Source organism: Niastella vici, assembly GCF_002077945.1.
Lineage (GTDB): Bacteria > Bacteroidota > Bacteroidia > Chitinophagales > Chitinophagaceae > Niastella > Niastella vici.
The window spans coordinates 110,792-135,485 of record NZ_LVYD01000049.1 but is presented as its reverse complement, the minus strand read 5'-3'; the positions used below and the strand labels follow the sequence as shown (position 1 = coordinate 135,485).

The following is a 24,694-nucleotide window of genomic DNA, read 5'->3' as shown; positions in this document are numbered from 1 at the left end:
TTCCTGCCCAAAAAATAAAATTCCATTTTTTGGAAAAACCGGCGACTGATAAAATCCCGGTTCTCGTTTTTCCGGATTCCGGAAGCCCGGTTCCAGCCCAAAATTTTTCTAAAAAAATTTTTACTCAATGCAACCTTTTTTGAGGACCGGCCCAAAATGTGTCCTTAAATGAAGTCACTCCCACACCAGCAAATTTCAAAAAACCGGTGACCGGGTTGACTGAAATTTCTTCCCATCCTACCCCCAAAATTGACGACCTTAAGAAAAAGTACAACCAGCGATCAAAAAAACGGCGGAACAATTTTTTTGAATTTTGCGGAATTTGAACCACCGGTTTTACTGAAAACCGATAGTTGCCAGGCACCGGTTGCCAGGTCAATGGTGAATGGTCAATGGTCAATTTGAATTGGCGATTACCGATTATTTAGGGCATGGCCAGGATCGATTCAGGATCAATTCGGCAGCTGGCAGATTGATTTACGCTACCTGTTTTCCGATTCCCCATTCACCATTGACCATTCACCATTTCACCCATCCATGCCAGTTTGACTGAAAAAAATGGACGCCCCAAAATGATAAAATCGCGCCATTTTTTGACCGGTGTGGCATTCGTCGCGAATTATGAATGATCGTAAAATCACCTTTCGCACAACCCATTTTTCGGGCAACCGGGCAGGTAATATATATGGTTTACCGCTGGCAAAAAATTAACGAAAATGATGACCCGAAATAATTACATTTGAAAAAACAAGTGGTATGAAGAAATTACTTTTACTGGCTATTGCCATTATTGGAATTACCACCTTCGGTTCAGCCCAGGTAAAAAAGGGGATCCAGACAGTCACCATTCAGACCCCTACCGTTCAATGCGAAAGTTGCAAAAAACGCATCGAAGATTACCTGAAACGCGAAGATGGAATTCAGAAAGCAAACGTGGATTACAAGCATCATGTTACAAAAGTTACGTTCTATACTGAGCGTACGAATGCAGAAAATATCAAGGCTGCCATTGCCAATTCAGGTTATGATGCCGATGATGTGAAGGCTGATGCTGAAGCGTATAAGAAGCTGCCGAAATGCTGCAAAAAGACCGAAGACGGCGGCGGCATGTAGTATTTATTAAAAATAATTAGATATAAAAAAATCCGCTCAAAAGAGCGGATTTTTTTATTGAAATATGGCTATTTATTAAATATCGAATTTGTTCAAAAATTGGGGACCGGCCTTCGGAATTGGTATTTCCCTCCACCTATAAGGGGGCCGGGAGTATTATTTTCCCGTCCAGCCTGCCGGGTCTTTACGCCAGTTCATTAAAATTTCCTGCTGGTTGGCCGACACTATTCCCTTTTCCACCGCCAGCTCAATGAGCGTTCCATAGTTGGTAAGGGAGATATAGGGCACCCCCGCTTTTGCAAAAGCTTCGGTTGCCACCGGGAAACCATACGTGAAAATCGACACCATTCCCATCACTTCCAACCCGGCTGCTTTTACCACATCAACCACCTGCAAGCTGCTTTTTCCGGTTGAGATCAGGTCCTCGATCACCACCACTTTTTGCCCGGCGGTATAATACCCTTCGATCTGGTTACCCAATCCATGCTCCTTGGGTTTTGGACGAACATATATATAAGGAAGTTTCAACTGGTCGGCGGCCATAGCTCCCCAGGGAATGCCGGCGGTGGCTACCCCGGCCAGTAAATCGGCATCGGGAAACTCCTGAAACACCACATTGCACATCTCAGATTTGATGAAATCACGGATAAAAGGGAACGATAATACCCGGCGGTTATCGCAATAAATGGGGCTTTTCCAACCCGAAGCCCAGGTAAAGGGTTGCTCGGGATTTAATTTAATAGCATTACTTTGTAATAACTTTTCGGCTACAGCCTTTTCGTTCGAAGACATATTATTGATTAAGTTATTTGCGGCGAAATTGGTCTTTGCTACCTGAAAACTGAAAATAAGTTATGCACATAAAGATATACTTTAACGACAAACCACTGTTCCTGACCGATTCCATTACTGCCGAAATTGAACCCTATGCCCACCATGATGATGCAGTGCTTATTGACGAGTTTTCGCATGGGGGCATCAATTCCATGATCCACGAAATGCGGCAGGAAAAAGTGCACGCCGGTATTTACCTGCATAACAATATAGAGGAGCTTAAGAAAGCATTCTGGAAAAAGTTCATCCTGGTAAAGGCGGCGGGCGGACTGGTTATTAACGAGGCCGGCGAGCTATTGTTCATCTTTCGCCGGGGAAAATGGGACCTGCCAAAGGGTAAACTCGATGAGGGAGAAACACTGGAAGATTGCGCCGTGCGCGAAATACAGGAAGAAACCGGATTACAGAAAGTACAACTAAAGAAACACCTGGTAACCACCTGGCATACCTACGATGAAAGCGGCCATCATATTCTGAAAGAATCGGCCTGGTACCTGTTATCGGCCCCTAAAAAACAGGCCTTAACACCGCAAACTATTGAGCAAATAACCCAGATAGAATGGGCCGCGCCCAATGACCTTCAAAAGTATGTTTCTAATACCTTTCCGGCTATTATTGATGTATTGAAAACTGCAGGTTACTGAGGCTTTTTGAGAATGGCTACGGTCAACCGGCTTACACACACTAATTTTTCGCGTTCATCATGGATCTTTATATCCCACACATGGGTGGTGGCGCCTATGTGCAACGGTGTGGCTATACCCGTTACCCTGCCCTCGCGTACCCCGCGAATATGATTGGCATTGATCTCAAGCCCCACGCAAATGAACTTCTCCTGATCGATCACCAGTGCCGAAGCCACACTGCCCAGGGTTTCGGCCAGTACGCAGGAAGCCCCGCCATGCAGCAAGCCATAGGGCTGCTTTGTACGGGCATCAACCGGCATAATACCCTTTATAAAATCAGGTCCAACCCCGGTGAACTCAATGCCTAAAAACTCGCCCATAGTGCCCTTGCCCAGGAGAAGGATCTCCTGCAGTTGAAGGTCTTTTTTATGCCAGATCATTTTAAGTTTGTTTGTTTGTTATTGAGTTCGTTAGTTCAATTAGGAAACTTCAATAGACTTACAAACTTAAGAACTTACTAACTGTTTCTAAATGTCTTTTGCTACCGCATCGGGCAAAAACTGCCGGGCATCGCCGCCATTGCGTATAACATCCCTCACCAGGGTGGAGGCTACAGAAGTATATTGAGGTAAACAGGTGAGAAAAACGGTCTCTATATCTTTATCGAGGCTCCGGTTCATATCGGCAATAGCCTTTTCGTATTCAAAATCGTTTACATACCGAATGCCCCGTACAATGAAATTGGCGCCTACCCTTCGGCAACATTCTACTGTTAGTCCTTCATACACGGCTACGCCAACTTTGGGATTATCCCGGAAGATCTCCTTGATCCATTTCATCCGCTGTTCTTCAGTGAACATGGCCGATTTATTGGCATTACGCCCGATACCGATCACCAGCTTGTCGAATAAAGGAAGCGCGCGGTGAATAATATCCAGATGACCAATGGTAATGGGGTCAAAGGTGCCGGGAAATAAAGCTATGCGTTGCATGCGTTAATATTAAAGTACGTGATTGAAAGAGAGATACTTTTCAGTTCATAAGAAACCGTTACAGGTTTCAGGTTGCATGTTACAGGTATTCCTTGAAACCTGTAACCTGAAACTAACTCAATTCCCGTCCGCCCGATAGCAGGTACAATACCGCCATACGCACTGCCACCCCGTTTTCTACCTGTTGTAAAATGATGCTCTGGTTGCTGTCGGCTGCATCGCTGTCGAGTTCCACGCCCCTGTTAATGGGTCCGGGGTGCATGATCACGATCTTTTTATCGAGGCTGTCGAGCAGCTGTTTATTGATGCCGTAGGCCAGGCTGTACTCGCGCAGTGAGGAGAACAATACCTGGTTCTGCCTTTCGAGCTGAATGCGCAGTACATTGGCCACATCGCACCATTGCAGGGCCTTTTTCAGGTTGTATTCAACCCTGATATCAAAAGCTTCCTGAATGTATTTGGGAATAAGTGTTGGCGGCCCTGCCACTGTTACTTCGGCCCCCATTTTCTTAAGCAGATAAATATTGCTCATGGCCACCCGCGAATGCATAATATCGCCAATGATGGCCACTTTAAGGCCTTCGAGCCGGCCCAGTTTCTCGCGCATGGAGAACGCATCGAGCAAACCCTGTGTGGGGTGTTCATTGATGCCATCCCCTGCATTTACGATAGCGGCCGGAATATGTTTTGCCAGAAAGTGGGGGGCGCCGCTGGCACTGTGCCGCATTACCACCATATCTACTTTCATTGACAAAATATTATTCACGGTATCCAGCAGGGTCTCCCCCTTTGACACGGAAGAAGCGCTGGCCGTAAAATTAATGGAATCTGCACTCAGGCGTTTTTCAGCCAGTTCAAAAGAGATCCTGGTACGGGTTGAATTCTCGAAAAATAAATTCACGATGGTTACATCCCGTAAAGAAGGAACTTTCTTGACAGGCCGTTGTAAAACTTCCTTGAATTGAGTGGCAGTATCTAAAATAATCTGAATGTCCTGACGGGTGAGATCCCGTATACCGAGCAGATGTTTAACTGAAAGTTGCATTTCAAGCAGCGAAATTAAGGGAAAAATAAATTAGTTGTCTGTTACTTTTTCTTGCGCGCGGGCGCGTTACAAATCAGAAACTTATAAAAGCACAACTTCTTCTTTCCCATCGCGTTCTTTCCAGAAAACCTTTACTTTTTGCGACACGATGGAGTCAATTGACCGGCCGGTATAATCGGGCTGAATAGGCAATTCCCGGCTAAAACGGCGGTCGATAAGCACACACAGCTCTACTTTGGCGGGCCGGCCAAAATCGAGCAGGGCATCCAGGGCGGCCCTGATGGTACGGCCCGTGTACAATACGTCATCGATGAGCACCACGTTCTTATTTTCTACGCTGAAGGGAATATCGGTTTGATTGGGTACATGAATGTTATTGCGCACATCGTCGCGGTAAAAAGTGATATCCAGCCTGCCATACTGCACTTTTTCGGGCGAAGCGAGCTGCCTGATCACCTGGATCATTTGATCTGACACAAAAATGCCTCTGGGCTGAATGCCTATAAAAACCGTATTATCGAGATTGATATTATTCTCCAGTACCTGGTGACTAAGCCGCCGGATTATAATGGCCAGTTGCTGTTCATTTAAAATCGTCTTCACCGAAAATATTTTGAAGGGCCAAATTAGGAAAAAGTAAGTTAGTAGAAGGAAGAAAGTTAATGAGGGGAAAGGGATTGGAAGTAAGAAGTAAGAAGTATGAGGTAAGAGGAAATACAAATAAAGAAAAAAGAATGAAAAGTTGGGAAACAGGCTGAAGCTACATGGGAGTTCCGGAAACAGGAGATCTTCCTATTTCCTTTCCCCTGCTTTTAAGCCACTCCTGCCGCTAAGGAAGCTCTTTTCTTATTAAGCGCTTTAAAGATCTTGTACTCCTTCAATCCCCATTGTATCCATACAACACCTAATAAAGGCAGGACAATAAACGACATCATATTATAGGAGAAAGCTTCCTCAAACTGGAAATGAATGAGGTGCTGGCAGGCCCTCGTCATACCACAGGCTGGACATTCCTGATGGAACAACAATTTCGACACACAAAGGGATATGCCGCCGTGATCAAAATAATCGCCTGGCAAACATAACAACACTATGGGAGTGATAACAATCAACGCCAGCTTGGCTATCGTAAAGTAGTAGCGGAAATTCATGTGGAATGGTGAAAAGAAAAAGGCTCCAGTGAAAACACCGGAACCTTTCTCATTAATTAATTAGAGGGTAGTTTCGTACTCGCCATCTTTTGGTTTCAGATCGCCAGTGATGATGCGGATCAAATCGATAATGGCCCAGATACCGCAACCACCAAAAGTCAGCAATTGAACAATACCTTGCCAGGTGTAGCCCAGGTAAAAACGGTGAATACCTAATCCACCTACAAGCAATACCAGGATCAAGGCAATAACTTGTGATTTACCACCCATTGGAGCAGAAGTGGCTTTTTCAGCAATCTTTTTGCCGAATAATTTCAGAGCAATTTTCTCTTTCAAAGACAGTTTGCTACCCTTCAGGTCTTCAGCTATACTTTTAATTTCCTGATAGGTAACTTTACCATCAGCAGAAGCTTTGTCCAATGCTAAAGTAGCCTGTTGCATTTTTGTAGGCTTTTCAGCATTGTCACCTGCAGGTACTGCAGAGGTAAGAAGAACAAATGAAATCGCGAGAACAGAGAGAACAGATAATGCTTTTAAACATTTCATCATGATAATTGATTGAAGGGTTTTTGGTGCCTACTCTTCAGGATTTTCAGCAATCCTCCGCCTGTCATTTTTGGATTTCGGCGTTATTCCAATAGCATAAGGTATATTAACAAATGTATAACACCTAAGTTATTACACAAAATACTATCCGCTATGAATTGAATAATTTTTGGGATGAAATGTTAATTTAACCAATAACCACTACTAACATTCGCCATTTTAACAATGCCATCCCCTACCGGTGTTCTTTCATTAAAACACCGTCATTAAGCAAAACCTTTATAATATATATTCCCTGGAAACGCCTTCATCCTTTAACATGACCTGAGCCGTCATGTATTGGCTACAGGATGCAACAAGGCTTTGTCTGATTTTGTCCTTTACGTACCCTAAACGCTAACCGGGCTATAAATATTGAGTTTAATCAATAAAAATTTTAACATCCTGATCACAATCATAAATAGTTGAACATTAATTTTTTTTGATATCCGAGGCCTCTATTTTCGCGACCGTTAAAAAACCTATCACAACTTGTAAAACTAAAACAATGAAAAAACTACTGCTTGCTGCTTTATTACTTGTTACTGCCAGTTCAATTTTCGCCCAAATCAATCAGGGCCAGATCCTCGCCGGTGGTAACGCCGGTTTTAATGCTTATAAACAGGGAAGCGATAAGGTGTTCACCTTTAATGTAAGCCCCAACATTGGGTACTTTTTCATAAATAATTTTGCCGGTGGTTTACGCCTCAATTTTTCAAGATCAAAACAAAAAGGTGCCGATGACGCTTATGTTACATATGGCATTGCGCCTTTTTTACGCTATTACTTTTTGCCCGGTGCTGAAAAGTTGAATGTATTTGCTGATGCCTCGTATGGCTTCGGTCAGGAGAAATATGGTTCAACCAAGTTAAAAGGCAACTACTACCAGATAATGGCTGGCCCCGTTTTATTCCTTTCGCCCAATACCGGTCTTGAGTTCGCTTTATATTATAATTCATACGGTGGAAAACTGCACGAAAATGCTGCCGGCGACCGCGCAAACAACTTCGGTCTTAGCATTGGTTTCCAGGTTCATTTAGGGCCCTGTGGTAAAATGAAGAAGAAATAACTGTACGTAAAACAATTTCAATAAAAAAGAGGCTTCCTGTTATAAAGAAGCCTCTTTTTTTATAATGAAAATTCAGTAACTAAAAATCAAGTTCAAAGTTTGATAGTTTAAAGCGACGGGCATGAACTGAAAAACTTTGAAGGAAGCACTTAATAACTATTCTTCTCCCATGAACGGATAGCGGTAATCGACCGGGGCATTAAAAGTTTCCTTGATGGTTCTTGCACTGAGCCAGCGATACAGGTTGAGTATTGAACCTGCCTTGTCGTTGGTGCCACTGGCACGGGCCCCGCCAAAAGGTTGTTGCCCAACAACGGCGCCGGTTGGCTTGTCATTGATATAAAAATTACCGGCCGCATGGCGCAGTTTAACCGTTGCCTGTTCAACCGCTGCCCTGTCGTGGGCTATGATCGATCCTGTTAAGGCATAAGGGGAGGTTTTGTTCACCAGCTCCAGCGTATCTTCAAACTTGTCGGCATTGTATACATACACCGTTAACACGGGTCCGAAGATCTCTTCGCACATGGTAACGTACAGGGGATCTTTGGCCTCAATAACGGTTGGCTGAATAAAATAACCTTCCGTTTTATCGCATTTACCACCAGCCCATATTACCGCTTTGGGATCGTTCTTTGCTTTTTCGATATACGCTTCAATTTTATCGAAACTTTTTTCATCGATCACCGCATTGATGAAATTGCTGAAGTTCTCTACCGAACCCATGGTGAAGCTTTCGATACCGGCGATCAGTTTTTTCTTTACGTCTTCAGCCAGGTTCGATGGAATGTAAGCGCGTGATGCGGCCGAACATTTCTGTCCCTGAAATTCAAAGGCGCCGCGTAACAAAGCTGTTACCAGTAGATCAACATCAGCACTTTTATGTGCGAGTACAAAATCCTTTCCACCTGTTTCCCCTACTATACGCGGATAGCTGCGGTAGTTGTGCATGTTACTTCCAATGGTTTCCCACATGGTATTGAACACGCCCGTAGAACCGGTGAAATGCACGCCGGCAAAATCGGGATGACTGAAGCACACCTTACCTAACGCGGGTCCATCAACGTAAATAAGATTTATAACGCCATCGGGCAACCCGGCTTCTTTTAAAATACGCATGAACATTTGTGCAGAGTATACCTGCGTGTGGGCCGGTTTCCATACCACTACATTACCACACATGGCAGCCGAAGTGGGCAGGTTACCACCAATAGCGGTGAAGTTGAAAGGGGTAACAGCCAGCACAAAACCTTCGAGCGGGCGATACTCCATTCTGTTATGCACACCGGCAGCGCTTACAGGTTGCTGACGGTATATTTCGCTGAGGAAATGAACATTGAAACGCAGGAAGTCGATGAGCTCACAGGCGCTGTCGATTTCAGCCTGGTAAGCGTTCTTGCTTTGGCCCAGCATGGTAGTACCGTTCATGTAGGGGCGGTACTTCGTAGCTATAAGATCGGCGGCTTTCAGGAATATATGAGCCCGGCTTTCCCAGCTCATAGCGGCCCAGCTTTCACGGGCAGCCAGTGCCGCTTCAATGGCCTGCTTCACGTGCTTTTCTTCACCGGTATGATAATGCCCCAGTACATGTTTTATTTCATGAGGCGGGTGAATGGTTTCTTTTTTGTTGGTGCGCACTTCCAGTCCGCCAATATACATAGGTACATCAGCCTGTTCCTGTTTTAATTGTTTGAGCACTTCCTTAAGCCGCTTTTTTTCGGGCGACCCGGGTGCATACGATAATACAGGTTCGTTTGCCGGCAGTGGATAATGAAAATAGCCGAATTCCATAATGCATGTGTTTTTGAGGCTGCGAAGGTACTGGTTTATAATTAACGAAAAGGCCACTAACGGTCAAAACACTGACCCACAAAATATTATGCAATCGATTCCCAAACCCGGCCTGCTTTTATCCACAGGGTGTGCACATACTAATATTTGAACAACACAATAAATTAAATTTGGAAGCTATAACCCTCAAAACACACCGTTAATCAGTGATCATTTCAGGCAAATCAAGACTAGCTGACAGCAACAGGTATCATATGCCTGATCTGTCGAACATTGTCGTAAAAGACATGCGAGCTTACGGCGTTGAACAGGCCGGTACTTATAAAGGAGGCATTGAAGCATATAAAGGTCTGTTGAACAAAGTACGAAGCGGTTCCATTCTATCTGAGCAGGACTCCCTACGATTACTTCCTAAAACCGAAGAGCTCAAGGGCCGCATCCAGAAGCAGATCGAAGGTTTACTCGAGAAATATTACGAGTTCAGGAGCAAAGCCGATGAAATTCATAACAGCCGCGATATAACGAAGGGATTGGTACCGGCCAAACAGGCTGAGATCAATTTGCTTAAGAATCAATTAGATGAGATAAATAATGTTCGGTCGCCCGGCCAGCAGATGCAATATAACAGCTTCAGTTGGGGCACTTTTTTATTTTTATTGTTCCTTTTAGTTGCACTTTCGTTTTACTTGTTATACTTTTACATGAGTGTAGCAGATTTTGCGTTGAATGGTGTAGATCCAATGACCCTTTTCCAGGAAGGAAGGCTAAACATACAATTGTTACCCAGCCTTCGAAGACTGGTCTATCTTATCATTAATTACCCCCCCTGATCGTATTCCCCACTATTTTCTTTGCTCTGGGAACATCGATCCATCTGTTCTCCGAAAGAGGAATGAAATACAAGAAAGTTGTTTGGGGATTGCTAAGCCTGGTCTTTATTGGCGACATTTTGCTCGCTCTTCAGGTTCATACCGCGGTGAATGAGATCCTGATCAAGTTGAACCGGGATGAATTTAAAACGCTTATAGTACCGGTATTCGGCGATTCACGCTTTTACCTGGTGCTGTTTTTGGGTTTTGGCGTGTTTGCCATCTGGAGTTCTGTGTATTATTTAATGCAGATGGAATGGGGCAAACGCAACCAGCTGAAATTGCGCTACAAACGTATACATCGTTTACAGGATGAGATCCTTCAACTGGAAGAAAAACGGATGTTATATGAAACGGAGCTGCAACAGATAACCCAACGAGCGGAAGACCTGAGCAAGGAAAAAGACCGACTGGTTCTGCCGGTTGATGCTATTGAAAAGAACATTAATTATTTCAGAGACGGCTGGAACGGTTACCTGGCTACTTTATACGGGCGCGAAAAAGGAGAAGAGCAGATCAAGCTCATCAACGAAAGGACCGACGCCTATATTAAAGAGCTGAAAGAGTTCCAGGAGTCTTATTTCAAATAATTTTTTAATAGGTTTCTTTATCCTTGAGTTATGGCACGTTACCTCATCATCACAATCATGTGCGCCTGGGCACTGGCAGGCTGCAATGAAATCGAAGAGGCAGTGAAGGACGCCAAGAAAGATGGCTCCGCACCGCCTAAAGACAATTATATCATGTTGCTCGATTTGAGCGACCGCATCCTTGCTAACAACCAGCAACAGGTTCCAAAGGATATACAGGTCATTCAATCGATCTACGCCGCTTTTAAATCAAAGCTGAACGCAAAAGATCCCACCAGGTTATACTTCACCGTTAATGATAAACTGAAGCTGATGGTAGCTCCACAGCGAACTACATCGAACGAGGTGTATGACATGGCCGGCAACCTGCGTCTGCAACTGGCCTCGGCCCAGCCCGAACAAAAGGCCAAGATGCTGGAAGAAACAGAAAAGAACTTCAACACCCTGTTGCCGCAGATCTATAAAAAAGCAGTGATCAGCAATAACAGCACTTCTTATGCGGGCGCCGACATCTGGAAGTATTTTAATGAAGACCTGCAGGATGACCTGGAAAAGGATGCGCAAAACACCCTTTTCATCATTACCGACGGGTATATGGATTTTGAAAGCCTGAACGGCCGCGCTTCGCGCAACAACCGCTACACTTCCTGCGCCCAGATCATCAACAACCTCAAAAAAGCCCCAGACTGGAACAGCCGTTTTAAAGAAGGTGATTACGGTTTGTTGCCGGTGAATAAAAGATTCCCCAACCTGAAAGTGATCGTGATGGAATTAAACCCAAAAGACGACTGGACGGGTGAATACAACCTGCTCACCACCATCTGGAGCAAATGGTTCAATGAAATGGGGATAAAATCGTACGCATTCATCAAAGACGACAATATTAATGAGATAAATGAGTCGATCGAAAAACTACTAAAGGTAAAATTACCATCATCTGCGAATATTACGTCCGTTTCATGGACGCCGGTGACTGAGTCGGATCCGGAAATTACGAAGGCTGCGAAGAACAAACAAAACCCGGTTGTACAAACGCCTGATCCAACGCCAGTTAGTGAAATCGTAAAAGAAGTGGCACCGAAAAAAGAGAATAGTAATTCTTACAATTCGTACAGTTCTTATTCCTATAATGAGGCGCCAGCGCCAACAAAAAAGGAAAAAAATGTTAAAGAAAGCCAATATATTCGCATGTCTGCCGTTAAAAGTCAGATAGATACTTCCAGTATCCATTTAAGAACCAATCCGAAAAAGCCAATTAGTAAACCAAAGGAGCAGGTCACGTTTGGGCCCGCTTATTAAAAAACCTTTACTCTTATGCTTCGTAGCCTATTAATCATGGTCGTATCAGGACTGGCGCTGGGGATGTTTGTATCATGCGGCCCCAGTAAACAAGTCCAAGACCTGACGAAAACCACACAAGAAACACTTGAGCTTGTAAAAAAAGAAGCTCAGCGTGCCATCGCATTGACAGTTGAAAAAGTAAAAAATTATGAAGTGGATCCTGACATTGGTAAGGAGATCATCAAGAACCTCAAAGAGGCCGAGAGAAAGATCGATACCCAGCTCGCCGTTGCGGTTCAATTAGAGAAAACCGGTACCAAAGAAGAGATCCTTCAGTTTGCTGAACGCACAAACGTAATCATCCAGAGTGCGTTGACCGATCTGAAGTCGTTGAACGACCTTTATGACATTTCCACGTTCTCTTCATTCGAAACAGCCACCTTCTTCCCTGCCGGTATGTTTGGTATTCCTCCTGAAAAACAGGAAGAGGCCAAAAAATCTATCGAACCGATTGTGCAGCGAATTATCAAGTTCTTTGGGGACCACCCGAGACAACGATTCGTGGCAGTTATCGTATGCTATGGTTTCTCTGACGAGACGCCGATCGCAAAGGAATCTCCTTTGTACTCGCCGCTGCTCGCAAAAATGAAAACGAACAACCCCACACGTCAGGAGTTGAACGTTAAATTATCAGAACTTAGAGCAAAATCTATTGCCAACCTGTTGGTTGACCTTATCAAAATAAACGAAGGTCTTATTCCTAACCCCAAACTCATCAACTACGACATTAAATGGATGGGTAAAGGTGAAGAATTACCTTATCCAGACAGAGTGAAAGACTATAAGGCTGATGACAAACGTCGCCGTATGGTGTCCTTGATCTGGAACGTATTACCTGGTTCTTTATATGCACAAGGCCTCAGCAACGAATCTGCAATGAGGTAATCAATGAAGTATATACATGAGTAATGCCGGATTGGTTTAATAATTACTCTTGGAAATATTAATTGGTGTATTCATATTTTGCCTGCAGACATGGTGAGAGCTATGAAACTGCAGGCAAACTACTTCTGAGTTCTCAGTGATGAGTTTCTGGGTTCTCAGTGCTGAGATACACTCACAAAAGCAAAGCCACGCCTGATCAGTGTGGCTTTGTTTTACCCCCCACTTCGCCAGCTGGCGGAAGAGCAATAAAAACACCTAACACACCGTAGTAAAAGAAAAAGGGTGCAGTCCATAACAGGCTGCACCCTTTTTTATTTACCGCCAGTTGACGGGGTCTTAATTTGTTTCTGCTTCTTTTTCCATCATCAAATAGGCTTTTATAAAGCCGTCGAGCTCGCCATCCATTACCGGCTGCACATTCCCTACTTCATAATCGGTACGATGGTCCTTGATCATTTTATAGGGATGAAATACATAGCTGCGGATCTGACTTCCCCACTCTATCTTTTTCTTTGACGCATTGGTGGCATTCTTCAGGGCCTCGCGCCGCCGCAACTCTTCTTCATACAGGCGGCTCCTGAGCATTTGCAGCGCCATTTCGCGGTTCTCGCCCTGCGTACGGGCTTTCTGGCATTCTACCACAATACCGCTGGGAAGGTGCTTTAAACGCACAGCCGTTTCCACCTTGTTAACGTTCTGCCCGCCCTTACCACCGCTTCGGTAAAACTCCCATTCCAGGTCGGCGGGGTTTACCGCCACCTCAATACTGTCATCGACCAGCGGGTATGCAAACACCGAGGCAAACGAGGTATGACGGCGGGCATTGCTATCGAACGGCGATATACGCACCAGGCGGTGAACGCCGCTCTCGGCCTTTAAAAAGCCATAGGCAAAGGGGCCGTCAAATTGCAGGGTAGCGCTTTTAATACCGGCGCCATCTCCCTCCTGCCAGTCGAGCTCGGTTACCTGCCAGCCCTGTTTTTCGCCATACATGCGGTACATACGCGCCAGCATTTCGGCCCAGTCCTGGCTTTCGGTTCCACCGGCGCCGCTGTTTATTTGCAGTACGCCCGGCAGTTCGTCTTCCGGCTGGTTAAGGGTGCTCTTGAATTCGGCTTCATCCAGTTGTTGCAGGGCTTTTTCATAAGCCTCTTTGGTTTCTTCTTCGCTGGCTTCGCCGGCTTTCCAGAAATCAAACAGCACAACAAAATCCTCCACGGCCGCTTTTGACAGGTCGTAGAGCTTCATCCAGAATTCGTTTAGTTTAATGCTTTTGAGTATCTCGGTTGCCCGTTTGTTATCATCCCAAAAACCGGGCGAAAGGGAAAGTTGTTTCTCTTCATTGATCTTGTACTGACGATTGTCGACGTCAAAGAAACCTCCTCAGTCCACCAAGGCGGGACCTCATATCATTTATTTTTTCTTGTGTCATAGCGCAAATATAGTTATTAAGTTATTTAGTTTTTAGTTCTATGTTAACCCGGTAATTTTTAGCTTTCCTTCAATTTTTCACTTAATCACTTCATAGGCCGGAAAACTCTAAAACTCATAACTAAACCGCAGCAATACTCTCATATAAAAATTTGCAATAATTATTCCTGTACATTTATCCCGCCAATCTTGTTCAATTATTGATACAGCAGTATATGAACACCCACGATTCTTTAATAGAGGCCCATTACGCCCACGATCATTTATATGAAACCATTCTGCAGGCCCTTGCCAGGACCGGTATTATGCCCGGTAATATAACCAGGAAAGACATGGCGCCTATAGATGAGTTTCATGTTCGCGGGCAGGAAGTATCGCGTGAGCTGGCAGCAGCGGCAGGCCTGCAACCCGGCATGCGCATCCTCGATGCCGGTTGTGGTTTGGGCGGAACCTGCCGCCTGCTGGCCGATGAATACGGCTGCGTGGTTACCGGTATTGATATCACCGCCGACTATATACGTACCGCTCAACAATTATCAGCATTAACAGGGTTACAACATGCTACCCGGTTTGTAACCGGCAGCGTGTTGGCATTACCTTTTGATAACAATAGCTTTGATACCGTATTTACACAGCATGTGCAAATGAACATTGCCGATAAAAAAACTTTTTACAGCGAGGTACATCGCGTATTAATTACAGGTGCACGTTTTGTGTATTACGATATCCTGAGCCATGATCAATTGCCCATACAATTTCCGGTTCCCTGGGCTTCCGATGCTTCCATGAGCTTTTTAGCGACCTCCCCGCAACTGCAGGAACTGTTGATTGAAACCGGTTTTCAACGCATACAGGTAAAGGATGAAACCGCCAAAGGGATCGCATTCTTCAACAACCTGTTCACCCGCATTGCCCAAAAAGGATTACCGGCATTGGGATTGCATTTACTGATGGGCGATACCGCGCTGGAAAAACTAAGGAACCTGCATACAAACCTTATTGAGGGAAAGATCATGCTGGAAAGCGGTGTTTATTCGAAAGTGTAAACTACTAACCAATAAAATAACATTTATCATGAAACACTCTGTTGGCTTTGCTTTTTTGCTGATCATGCTGGCTACAATTGCATCCTGCAGCCGTCAAAAGAAACCAGTCAGCCGGCTGCTGCCAAAGCGCCCGGCATCAGGGAAATGGACATCAGTTTTGCCGGTGATAGCACCACCATGAACGGATATGTAGCCTATGATACCAGCATCGATACCAAACGCCCGGCCATACTGATCATTCCTGAATGGTGGGGCCTGAATGACTATCCCAAAATGCGGGCCCGTGAGCTGGCCAAACTGGGTTATATTGCCATGGCCATGGATATGTATGGCAACGGCCTCACTACCGACTCACCGGCCACAGCGGGTAAGCTGGCCATGCCATTTTACACCAACCCACAAAAGGCAAAAGCACGTATCGATGCAGCCCTGGTGGCGTTAAAAAGTTATATGCAAACAGATACCGGTAAAATTGCTGCTATTGGTTATTGTTTTGGCGGTGGTATGGTATTGAACGCAGCCCGCCTTGGCGAACCGTTTAAAGGCGTAGTGAGCTTTCATGGCACCCTGGTGGGCACACCGGCCAATAAAGACCTCCTGAAAGCCAAAATACTGGTTTGCCATGGTGCTGATGATCCCTTTGTAAAAAAAGAAGAAGTTGACAAATTCAAAAAGCAAATGGATTCTATACACGCCGATCTAACGTTCAAAACCTATGCCGGCGCCGTACATGCGTTCACGAATCCCAAAGCTACAGAAGTTGGTAAAAAATGGAATATTCCCATTGCCTATAATGCCGCTGCTGATAGCGCAAGCTGGAAAGATATGAAGGAATTCTTCGACAGGATCTTTAAGTAATTGCCGCTGTAGAGATTTCGTGATTTTGAGATCGGGCAGCATGCCGAACCTGATACGATCCCGAAATCTCTACATCCCAAAATCAGAAATACTATTTATTGCCCATTGCTCATGGACACCCGCGGTCCTTTATCGCCACCGAACCTGGGCAGGGTAACCGTAAACGTGCTGCCTTTTCCGGGCTGGCTTTTTACTGCTATGCGGCCGCCGTTCTTTTCCAGAAAATCCTTGCACAGCATAAGTCCCAGGCCGGTACCGGTTTCCGAATTAGTGCCTTTGGTTGAGTAAAACATATCGCCAAACAATTGGTTCTGGCGTTCGGCACTGATGCCAACACCGTCGTCCTGCACAAAGATCTCAACACAGGAGGCGCGTTCCCTGGCCCCTACCCGTACATGACCGTTCTCAGGCGTGAACTTGATAGCATTAGACAACAGGTTGCGTAATACCAGGTTCACCATTTCCTTATCGGCATAACAAAACAGCGGTTCTTCTATCTGCGATTCCAGGTAAATGCGTTTATTGCTGGCCTGCCAGTGTAACATTTGCAATACCCGGCTTATCATGGTTTCAATATCCAGCACCTCGGGTTGCAGGGACGAATTTTCCATTTGCGATTTGGCCCATTGCAACAGGTTCTCCATGAGGTTGGTGGTGTAATTCATTTCATTTACGATACCGGGTAACAGGGCCTTTAATTCTTTAACCGGCATTTCATTGAGGTGCATATTATTGAACAGGTTCCGCAACGCATACATAGGCGTTTTAAGATCATGGGCAATAACGGAGAATAATTTATTCTTTAGCTGGTTCAACTCAGTTAGCTTGGCGGTTTGTTCTTCGAGCAGGTATGCCTTCTGGGCTATTTCCCGTTTTTGCAGTTCGCTTTCAATATTGCGGCGATGCAATTCTTCCGATTTGTTATGCAGGCTGTAGTGATAGCCGGTATTTTCCTGCTTTATAAAATAGATAGCGTAAAAGATGAAGGAGATGGCAGTGAGGTGATTGAATACATAAAAATAATAATTGACCGTCACCAGCCTGAAATAAAAATCGTGCGGAACAATGCAGGCAAAAAAGTAACAGGTCACCGATAAGGTGAACGCAAATATGATATGAATGATCTGTTGTAAAAAGAATACCGATAAAACGCCGTACAGTACGAAGAACAGCTCAACCCCCACATCAACTTTTCCCAGGTACACCAGGCAGGTGGCAATAGGATATAAACTGAAATAAACGAGGCGGGCCTGCTCATAATATTTTTCGGAATTCAACCAAAGCACTATTACACTGATGGCTAACGGTGACCCGGCAATAAACCAGGCAAGTGGCGGCAGGTGGTCATTAAAAAAAATTCCGATGATGGGTACTATAACGCCCGTAATGATACCCAGGAAATTAAGCTGGTTAAAGATGCTCATTTTCCTTTTCTCATACTCTTCCATATCGGGCGTAACTCCGATAGATTTTATGAACCCCCAATAACGCAATAAATCCAGGCGTAAGACGTGCATACAGCTACTATCGTGTTGTTTCTAAGGAAATTGAATATAATAAAAACCTAACGTAAAAAGCTTTTTTTTATTTCTGACCCATCCCGGTAAGTTCCTGAGTTTCAGCCATCTCATCAACAATTATCGCATAAACTTACAAACTCAATCCTCAATTGGCAAATTGAAATATTGTTCCATGGTGCGCCAGTATTTATCTCTTCGTATAAAGAACAATATTTCATACTGGGTTTCCTTGCTTTCTACATACTGGTTCAGTAAAGCAGCCGTTGTTTTGTATTCACTAACGTAAAAATAAATATTCTTGCAATTGTCGTAGGTTTTATTTCCGGCCAAAATGGTGCGATCGCCCGGCAGCAGGGTAAAGATCTCTTCTTCGAGTGTTTGCAGGGCGATCAGCTGCTCTTCTAACGGGAACCCGGTTTCGTCACCGGTATAGTTTATATTCACCTGCAGCAACCAGGAATACGCGGGCTTTTTGTCCCAATACCTGCATTCCATATTAACGGTAAGCAGGATCTTTTTTCCATCCTTGTCTTCCGCTTCCAGTAAATGATAGGTATCGGGGCGTTCGGCCGGAACCGATTCGTATTTCTCGACAAATTCTTTTTCGCGCCAGTTTAAATATTCGCTCAGTTTTGTAATGGGGATGATCTCAATGCCCTCCCCGGCGGGTGGTACAGGGCCGGTTTCATAATTATCGATCTTGGTGGCGGTGTTCACTTCGCCCAACCCGTTCTCGAGATAGATCATTCCGCCAGCCTGAAAATGTTCATCGAGCTCCTTGTTGTACCCGTTATGGGTGATCACAATACTTACTTCATCGGGATAATTTTCCTGAACAATAGGATAAAAGCTGGTAGTGTCGGCAGTGAATTGAAGTCCGTACAGATCGATGCTGATTCCTTCAAAACCGAGGGCGGGTTTATGTGCAGTGAATACCCAGTTGGGAACCGCAGGCGCGGCACTAACCAGTTCTTCTACCTTACTAAACAAGGCGATATCGCCATCGGAGGTTATGATGAGTTCGTAATTATCGTTATTATCGGGACCGGCCAGTGCTTTAAGATAAGGATTAAATGGCTGCATTTGTGCTATCAACTCTTCCAAAAACGACAAAGCCTGATCAGAATCATTCTTTTCAAGCCCTCTGAACCGGTGTTCATTGTCGATAAACCATTGCCAGAACATTGTTATCGCCTGCTGCACTTCTTCTGCCTTTCTATAATATTTGCTTATGCCAGCCATGGTAATTATTTTCTACAAAATTGAATGTGCAATAATAGTCATTTCTTTTCCGTATTTCTTATGGTGCATGCAGTTTTACCCTAACTGTTATATACAACCTTAAAAAATGATCGCCGGGTTTACATTTTTTCAACACATTGGTTAGCGTTTTTGTGGAAAATTCCCGCAGCCGGCAAGGCTTCCCCAAACAAAAGTAAGTGGATAAGGGATATAATGGGGTTAATTTGACATTATCAGAAGGTGGTTATAAAGATGTTGAACATTTTATCTGGTCTTTTAATTGCATGTGATGCTCTAATCTGAAAAATTCCTCATTATATTTGTTTATCAAATTAGATAATATGAAAAAGATCACTACCCACGTTCTGACCTTACTGGTAATGGTATCTGTTTGCACATCTCCGGCACTGGCTGCTTCTTTACCGGCTGCTGATAATACTGCTAAAACCGAACCAGCGCCAGCAGCTGTGACTTCCGCCGTTGATGAATTCAGGAACCTGTCAAAACATGAGCGTAAAACACGCATCAAAGAAGTTAAGAAGGTTTTGAAAGATTATAAGGCTGATAAAAGGGCTGGTCGTGCTGCTGAAACTGATCAGGTATTGCTGGCTATCCTGGCCATTCTGTTACCCCCATTGGCTGTTTATCTGAAAGAAGAAGAAGTGAACACAAAGTTCTGGATCAGCCTGATCCTTACTTTGCTCTTCTGGATCCCTGGTGTAATATTTGCACTGCTGGTGGTTTTTGATGTAATCTAAAGCCACGATATAACTAATTTTGAAAAGCTTCCCGACGTGTCGGGAAGCTTTTTTGTTTTCAGCCCGCTGAAATTGTTTCAGCAAAATGCCTGACTTTTGTGCCTGCTTATGGTACAGGCATATAATTTTTTATCAAGCTGGCAATTGTTTCCCGAAAAAGGCACGTATGAATGGGGCGACCGACCACGCTCTGGTATATATAAGATGGAAGCCATAGAAAATGAGCGCCTTCTTTCCATTACCATGAACTGGGTAACCCTCGAAAACCAGGCTTTCGAAAGCCGGTATGATATTGTGCCTGACGGACAGGAGCACACGTTCGAAAACCAGGAAGTGGCAGAAACGCTAAAAGCGACATTTATTGATGGCATCACCTTTGAAGCGGTATTTTACCGGCAGCACGAACCCGTATTACACCTGTTGCATGAGATAATGCCCAATGGTTATTTGCGCATCACCCAACAGGGCTTTACTCCGCAATTAAAGCCTTATACCAATATAGCGTACTATCATAAACAAATGAGTGTGCTCCCCTACTCGGCTTCTGTTTCGGGCGCTGTTATAAAACCAACCGAAGAAGGCGTCATCAGGCACAAGGCGCTTACGGCAATGGAAGAACAAACCAATATGCAGCTGGAACAAATCAGGAAACAAATAGAGCTGCTGGCATTACAGGCGCAGGAAATACAAAAACGCAAAGAATTATCCCTTCTTATTTATGGCGCCAAACTGAACTTTACGCCGGTGATCGGACATACCTATTATGTATATGAAAAAACCGATGGAAGCCATTTGCTATCGATGGTAAGCCCCAAAGAATGGGGCGGCGGCGCGGGGCCCTACAAACGGTTTGTGGCCATGGTGAAATTGCTGGCCGATCATACCTGGATGGAAGTTCAATAATCACCCTTCGATCGATCGACTTTCGGCCGGTGGGTGAACACCTGCTCAGGACGTTCCCGGCAATAAGAGACCGGGGGCCTGATTACCCGCAACTGGGTAATTTATGCACTTCATTATATGGTAATATAACGATAACTGCCCCGTCAATTCATACAGGTTGCCAGGCGCCGGGGAATCCTCCTTTTAACGCCTGACAAATGAAATGGTTCCGAACCATTAAATAATATCCGCATACACAACAGAATGCTAATCAGGATGCAAAAGGCGTTTTGCACAAGTGTTCATACGACATTTCAGCGAGCCAGTCTGAGAGTTATGATAGTAAAAATCATTAGGTTATACGAGGAACCGGGGTAAAGCCCGGCGCATATTTACGGTACCGGCGTCGTACTCATTTTACGGTACCACTTGCAAATGTTAAAAATTATTTACATTTTTATTAATTCCTAATTTAAAACCAACTAAATCTATGATTGTAATTGCAATTCTTTTCTATCTCGCTTTTTTAGGTTTTTATATTTATGTGGGATGGAAAGTATTTGAAAAAGCCGGTCAACCAGGCTGGGCTTCCATTATTCCCATTTATGGCACTATAGTGATGTTAAAAATTATTGGCAAACCATGGTGGTGGATATTCATACTGTGGTTTCCCGTTTTTGGTATATGGGCTACCAATCTGTTATCTAAAAGTTTCGGAAAAGACGTTGGTTACACTTTAGGCCTCCTCTTTTTAGGTTTTATATTTTTTCCTATGCTTGCCTTTGGCGATGCCAAATACATTGGCCCCGCTGGTGATCCTGCTGCATTTGCCGCTGCGCAACAACCGCATTTCGATTTTGATGCAAAACCTGCGATGTAAATTACAATCGAATATAGAAAAGCCTTCCCGAAAAACGGGAAGGCTTTTTATTTTTTGTGGCTCCGAGAAAGTTTTTAAGTTCTTTAGCTTGTTAGTTCTTAGTTAGTTTTTAGTTTCTTAAATTCAAAAACTTACAAACTGATCTCTACCTGTCCATTCGCCCATATCAATAAGGCTTTGTCATCACAATCACCCGCCCCAAAATCAACCTGCATTACCCGGTCATTAATGGTTATTTTCAATACCCCTTTTGTGATCCAGTGACAGGCTACGGGTTTAATAAGCGGTGATTCGGAATTCTTTGTTACCGTAATACCATTGGCATATTTGATCTGCGTACGTACTTCGGTTGAGTATACATCATCGGCACAGGCAGCAGTGGCAGCCCCTTCAATTTGCGTAACGGTTTTGGTGCCCACATAAGTAAATCCTCTGCCATTGGGCCAGGTAACCTTACCACCTTCTATCTTCACTGAATATTTTATGGCGCCGTTGGCACTGAGGTTGGTAATGGTCTTCACCCCTTCAATATGGGCGCGGTTAACATAAAAATCTTTCAGCGTTACCGTAAGCACAGAACCGGTTTTGCGAAGCGGGCCGCTGAAGTACAGGACCACCGATCCTTTTCTGAACCTGCCATCGCGGCAAATACAACCATCGCCGTAATTTATAGTAACTGTTTTGGGAAAAGTAGTGTCGTTAGGTTCAGCAGTAATAGTAACACAAGGTCCTAATTTCAAAGCCAGGTTTACGAAAAGATCGATGCGTATACGGGCGGTGTTGCCATCGGTTGCTATGCGGCCGTTATCAATAGCGCCGCTTTCCATATCGGCCCCGGCTGCCAGCCCCATTTCGGTAATATCATCATATTCATTTTCGGCGGCGGCATCTTCCTGGCTAATGGTTTGTGCTTCTGAATCACTAACAGGCGTTTGAGCACTGTTATCCTTTTTACAGGAAACAACTGATAATACCATTAGAAAGAGCATAGCAATAGCAGCTGAAATTCTACATTTCATGAGTATACTTTTAAGGTGTAAAAATTGAATGAGGTAAAGTGCGTGTTTTTGATGCCGGCTTTTAACGGAAGTTTAATATTCTATTAAAATAAATTATTGTAAGATATGCTGGCTGTTGCCAGCTTTCCACCACATTGATACCGTCCATTTTTTGGAAATTGCTTATTGCTATTTACATTTAACATTCAATATCAGATATAACTTATGTTAGTTGATTTACGATCAGATACAGTTACCCAACCAACTGCTGAAATGCTCGATGCCATGTCAAGAGCCCATGTAGGTGACGATGTTTTTGGTGAAGACCCTACGGTAAATTTGCTGGAAGCCATGGCGGCCGACCTGTTCGGGATGGAAGCCGCATTGTATTGCCCTACCGGCACCATGAGTAACCAGATAGCCATTAAAGTACATACACAACCGGGCGATGAAGTGATCTGTGATCAAACCGCACATGTATACCAATACGAAGGCGGTGGCATGGCATTTAACTCGGGGGTGCAATCAAGGTTATTACCCGGTAACCGGGGCCGTATTACAGCCGAACAGGTAGCGGCCGCTATTAATCCCGATGATGTACATAAAGCCCATACATCACTGGTATGTCTTGAAAATACTTCGAACCGGGGTGGTGGCAGTTGTTATGATATTCAGGACATACAACACATTCGCACCGTTTGTGACAACAATGATCTGTCGCTGCACCTCGATGGTGCCCGTTTATTTAATGCCATTGTTGCCCGCAACGAATCGCCCAAACAATACGGCGCTTTATTTCACAGCATATCGGTTTGTTTGAACAAAGGATTGGGTTGCCCCATAGGCAGTATTCTCATAGGCAGCCAGGCCTTTATAAAAAAAGCACGCCGGGTACGCAAGGTTTTTGGCGGGGGTATGCGGCAGGCCGGTTATATGGCCGCGTGTGGTGTATATGCTCTTAAAAATAATATCATCGGGTTGCAGCAAGATCATGAGAACGCCAAAGAAATTGCTTCCAACCTTATTAAAACAACCTTTACCGCTGGCTTGTTGCCGGTAGAAACAAACATCATCATCTTCGAAATACAACCGCCTTATCAACCTGCGCAGGTGGCCGCGGCGTTGAAGGAAAAGAATATCCTGGTGATCCCTATTTCATCTACGCAGATCAGGATGGTATTGCATTTGGGAATAACGCAGCAGATGGTTAAGTATGTAGTTGACACTATCCTCAATTTAAATTTGTGACATCCTCAAAGTTTGTAAGTTTATTAGTTGAAAGGAAAACTAACTAACGAACTTAAAAACTAATAAACTAAAAAACCTGTATCCTAACAGCCATGAAACTATCAATTATAACGACCTTTTTCTTAGTATACTCAACAGCATTATTCTCTCAACAGGATTCCCTTGTTTTCATTAATACCAAATGGGAAACGCAAACCATTGCCCCGGGTATTGTGTGGAAACATTTTCATTTTGACAAAAACCTGTTTCAATCGAACCAGAACATCAACATCATTGAAATAAAACTCAAAAAGAAAAGGGCCATTGCCCTCGGTGCCGAAGCCAAAACACTAAAACCGGTCAGTGAATTTGGCCAGGCAACCGGCGCCATTGCCGCCATCAACGGTAATTTTTTCGATACTAAGAATGGCGGTTCGGTTGACTATATAAAACTGAACGATTCGGTGTTCAGCAATAACCGGCTTTGGCCAAATAACATAAGGGCCAGGCATCAGCAGGCCGCCCTGGTGATCCATAATGGCAAATTACGCATTGCCAAATGGGATAGCTCGGTTAATTGGGAATCTACGTTACAGGCAGCTGACATTATGAATACGGGCCCCTTGTTGCTTTGGCAGGGCAATCGCCAGCCGTTGGATACCGGCGAATTCAACCACGCGCGCCATCCCCGTACGGCTATTGCCCGGCTGGGTAAAAAGCGCATCCTGTTCATCACGGTTGATGGCCGCAATGAGCAGGCCGCCGGCATGTCGTTGTACGAGCTGGCCATCATTATTAAATGGTTAAAAGCCCGCGACGGCATCAATATGGATGGCGGCGGTTCCACTACCTGCTGGATCAGCAAACAGCCTGGTAACGGCGTGGTGAACTATCCTTCCGACAATAAAAAATGGGACCATGAAGGGCAGCGGAAAGTGGCGAATGTGGTAATAGTAAAATAATG

At 44.5% G+C, this 24,694-nt stretch carries 27 protein-coding genes; 15 read left to right on the top strand and 12 right to left on the bottom strand.

The features are described from left to right. The first annotated feature begins 756 nt into the window (after positions 1-756). Positions 757-1,113 carry a heavy-metal-associated domain-containing protein gene (locus A3860_RS19260; protein ID WP_081148620.1) on the top strand — a complete coding sequence of 119 codons (357 nt, stop codon included), beginning with the start codon at positions 757-759 and terminating at the stop codon, positions 1,111-1,113. Positions 1,114-1,269: 156 nt separating this feature from the next. On the opposite strand, the gene pyrE is transcribed toward A3860_RS19260, so the two are convergent. Further along, positions 1,270-1,905, bottom strand: a complete 636-nt coding sequence (pyrE, locus tag A3860_RS19255; RefSeq protein ID WP_081148617.1) for an orotate phosphoribosyltransferase — start codon at positions 1,903-1,905, stop codon at positions 1,270-1,272. A 62-nt stretch (positions 1,906-1,967) separates the two neighbouring features. Here pyrE and A3860_RS19250 point away from each other — a divergent pair, with 62 nt between their 5' ends. After that, positions 1,968-2,591, top strand: coding sequence for an NUDIX hydrolase (locus tag A3860_RS19250; protein WP_081148614.1), 624 nt, complete (start codon positions 1,968-1,970; stop codon positions 2,589-2,591). Here the strand turns inward: A3860_RS19250 and A3860_RS19245 are convergent. The 6 genes from A3860_RS19245 to A3860_RS41910 all read right to left on the bottom strand — a co-directional run bounded on the left by A3860_RS19245 (position 2,585) and on the right by A3860_RS41910 (position 6,310). Then, positions 2,585-3,013 carry a hotdog fold thioesterase gene (locus A3860_RS19245; RefSeq protein ID WP_081148612.1) on the bottom strand — a complete coding sequence of 143 codons (429 nt, stop codon included), beginning with the start codon at positions 3,011-3,013 and terminating at the stop codon, positions 2,585-2,587. The genes A3860_RS19250 and A3860_RS19245 overlap by 7 nt on opposite strands. An 87-nt stretch (positions 3,014-3,100) precedes the next feature. After that, positions 3,101-3,565, bottom strand: a complete 465-nt coding sequence (gene coaD, locus A3860_RS19240) for a pantetheine-phosphate adenylyltransferase (protein ID WP_081148609.1) — start codon at positions 3,563-3,565, stop codon at positions 3,101-3,103. A 112-nt stretch (positions 3,566-3,677) separates the two neighbouring features. Continuing rightward, entirely contained in the window at positions 3,678-4,610 is a 933-nt protein-coding gene (locus tag A3860_RS19235) for an aspartate carbamoyltransferase catalytic subunit (RefSeq protein WP_081148607.1), read from the bottom strand. An 81-nt stretch (positions 4,611-4,691) separates the two neighbouring features. After that, complete coding sequence (gene pyrR, locus A3860_RS19230; RefSeq protein WP_081148604.1) at positions 4,692-5,213, bottom strand: bifunctional pyr operon transcriptional regulator/uracil phosphoribosyltransferase PyrR; 522 nt, start codon at positions 5,211-5,213, stop codon at positions 4,692-4,694. Positions 5,214-5,422: 209 nt separating this feature from the next. Beyond that, positions 5,423-5,761, bottom strand: a complete 339-nt coding sequence (locus tag A3860_RS19225) for a DUF2752 domain-containing protein (protein WP_081148601.1) — start codon at positions 5,759-5,761, stop codon at positions 5,423-5,425. A gap of 60 nt (positions 5,762-5,821) precedes the next feature. Continuing rightward, positions 5,822-6,310: a TM2 domain-containing protein gene (locus tag A3860_RS41910; RefSeq protein ID WP_245843576.1), complete on the bottom strand. Its 489-nt coding sequence runs from the start codon at positions 6,308-6,310 to the stop codon at positions 5,822-5,824. Between the two features lie 544 nt (positions 6,311-6,854). On the opposite strand from A3860_RS41910, the gene A3860_RS19215 reads away from it, so the two are divergent. Beyond that, a complete protein-coding gene (locus A3860_RS19215) occupies positions 6,855-7,415 on the top strand; it encodes an outer membrane beta-barrel protein (protein ID WP_081148599.1) in 561 nt (186 codons plus the stop codon). A 156-nt stretch (positions 7,416-7,571) separates the two neighbouring features. Here A3860_RS19215 and pruA read toward each other — a convergent pair whose 3' ends face one another. After that, entirely contained in the window at positions 7,572-9,203 is a 1,632-nt protein-coding gene (gene pruA / locus A3860_RS19210) for an L-glutamate gamma-semialdehyde dehydrogenase (protein ID WP_081148596.1), read from the bottom strand. 254 nt (positions 9,204-9,457) lie between these two features. Between pruA and A3860_RS19205 the strand changes: the two genes are divergently transcribed. The 4 genes from A3860_RS19205 to A3860_RS19190 all read left to right on the top strand — a co-directional run bounded on the left by A3860_RS19205 (position 9,458) and on the right by A3860_RS19190 (position 12,888). Then, positions 9,458-10,033 (top strand): hypothetical protein, encoded by a 576-nt coding sequence (locus tag A3860_RS19205; protein WP_081148593.1) that lies wholly within the window; start codon positions 9,458-9,460, stop codon positions 10,031-10,033. A gap of 62 nt (positions 10,034-10,095) precedes the next feature. Further along, positions 10,096-10,662 carry a hypothetical protein gene (locus tag A3860_RS19200; RefSeq protein WP_081148590.1) on the top strand — a complete coding sequence of 189 codons (567 nt, stop codon included), beginning with the start codon at positions 10,096-10,098 and terminating at the stop codon, positions 10,660-10,662. 30 nt (positions 10,663-10,692) lie between these two features. Further along, the gene (locus A3860_RS19195) at positions 10,693-11,961 is read left to right on the top strand and encodes a hypothetical protein (RefSeq protein ID WP_081148587.1); all 1,269 of its coding nucleotides are present in this window, start codon (positions 10,693-10,695) and stop codon (positions 11,959-11,961) included. Positions 11,962-11,976: 15 nt separating this feature from the next. Then, positions 11,977-12,888, top strand: coding sequence for an OmpA family protein (locus A3860_RS19190; RefSeq protein ID WP_081148585.1), 912 nt, complete (start codon positions 11,977-11,979; stop codon positions 12,886-12,888). Positions 12,889-13,224: 336 nt separating this feature from the next. Here the strand turns inward: A3860_RS19190 and prfB are convergent. Next, positions 13,225-14,320, bottom strand: a protein-coding gene (prfB, locus tag A3860_RS19185; RefSeq protein ID WP_394334794.1) for a peptide chain release factor 2 whose coding sequence is annotated in 2 segments (ribosomal slippage) — positions 13,225-14,259 and positions 14,261-14,320 — 1,095 coding nt in all. Because the reading frame shifts where the segments join, the coding sequence is not laid out codon by codon here. Between the two features lie 214 nt (positions 14,321-14,534). On the opposite strand from prfB, the gene A3860_RS19180 reads away from it, so the two are divergent. From A3860_RS19180 to A3860_RS19175, 3 genes are read left to right on the top strand one after another with little or no spacing between them, the layout of a single operon-like run. Next, positions 14,535-15,365, top strand: a complete 831-nt coding sequence (locus A3860_RS19180) for a class I SAM-dependent methyltransferase (RefSeq protein ID WP_081148583.1) — start codon at positions 14,535-14,537, stop codon at positions 15,363-15,365. 28 nt (positions 15,366-15,393) lie between these two features. Beyond that, on the top strand, positions 15,394-15,546 hold the full coding sequence (locus A3860_RS41170; RefSeq protein WP_158085309.1) for a hypothetical protein: 153 nt from the start codon (positions 15,394-15,396) through the stop codon (positions 15,544-15,546). After that, complete coding sequence (locus A3860_RS19175) at positions 15,510-16,223, top strand: dienelactone hydrolase family protein (RefSeq protein WP_143774181.1); 714 nt, start codon at positions 15,510-15,512, stop codon at positions 16,221-16,223. Before A3860_RS41170 ends, A3860_RS19175 begins: the two co-directional genes overlap by 37 nt. Positions 16,224-16,318: 95 nt before the next feature. On the opposite strand, the gene A3860_RS19170 is transcribed toward A3860_RS19175, so the two are convergent. Together A3860_RS19170 and A3860_RS19165 are read right to left on the bottom strand one after the other, a co-directional pair. Beyond that, complete coding sequence (locus A3860_RS19170) at positions 16,319-17,740, bottom strand: sensor histidine kinase (protein WP_081148581.1); 1,422 nt, start codon at positions 17,738-17,740, stop codon at positions 16,319-16,321. 141 nt (positions 17,741-17,881) lie between these two features. Next, positions 17,882-18,985 (bottom strand): DUF695 domain-containing protein, encoded by a 1,104-nt coding sequence (locus A3860_RS19165; protein WP_081148578.1) that lies wholly within the window; start codon positions 18,983-18,985, stop codon positions 17,882-17,884. Positions 18,986-19,326: 341 nt separating this feature from the next. On the opposite strand from A3860_RS19165, the gene A3860_RS19160 reads away from it, so the two are divergent. The 3 genes from A3860_RS19160 to A3860_RS19150 all read left to right on the top strand — a co-directional run bounded on the left by A3860_RS19160 (position 19,327) and on the right by A3860_RS19150 (position 21,505). Next, the gene (locus tag A3860_RS19160; RefSeq protein ID WP_216823474.1) at positions 19,327-19,743 is read left to right on the top strand and encodes a YqaE/Pmp3 family membrane protein; all 417 of its coding nucleotides are present in this window, start codon (positions 19,327-19,329) and stop codon (positions 19,741-19,743) included. A 96-nt stretch (positions 19,744-19,839) separates the two neighbouring features. After that, positions 19,840-20,646, top strand: coding sequence for a DUF2452 domain-containing protein (locus A3860_RS41665; protein ID WP_216823473.1), 807 nt, complete (start codon positions 19,840-19,842; stop codon positions 20,644-20,646). A 469-nt stretch (positions 20,647-21,115) separates the two neighbouring features. Beyond that, on the top strand, positions 21,116-21,505 hold the full coding sequence (locus A3860_RS19150) for a DUF5684 domain-containing protein (RefSeq protein WP_081148576.1): 390 nt from the start codon (positions 21,116-21,118) through the stop codon (positions 21,503-21,505). 131 nt (positions 21,506-21,636) lie between these two features. Here A3860_RS19150 and A3860_RS19145 read toward each other — a convergent pair whose 3' ends face one another. Next, a complete protein-coding gene (locus A3860_RS19145) occupies positions 21,637-22,524 on the bottom strand; it encodes a hypothetical protein (protein ID WP_081148574.1) in 888 nt (295 codons plus the stop codon). A gap of 204 nt (positions 22,525-22,728) precedes the next feature. Between A3860_RS19145 and A3860_RS19140 the strand changes: the two genes are divergently transcribed. Both A3860_RS19140 and A3860_RS19135 read left to right on the top strand, forming a co-directional pair. Continuing rightward, positions 22,729-23,751 carry a threonine aldolase family protein gene (locus A3860_RS19140; protein ID WP_081148572.1) on the top strand — a complete coding sequence of 341 codons (1,023 nt, stop codon included), beginning with the start codon at positions 22,729-22,731 and terminating at the stop codon, positions 23,749-23,751. A 92-nt stretch (positions 23,752-23,843) separates the two neighbouring features. Further along, a complete protein-coding gene (locus tag A3860_RS19135) occupies positions 23,844-24,692 on the top strand; it encodes a phosphodiester glycosidase family protein (RefSeq protein WP_081148570.1) in 849 nt (282 codons plus the stop codon). Positions 24,693-24,694 lie beyond the last annotated feature (2 nt).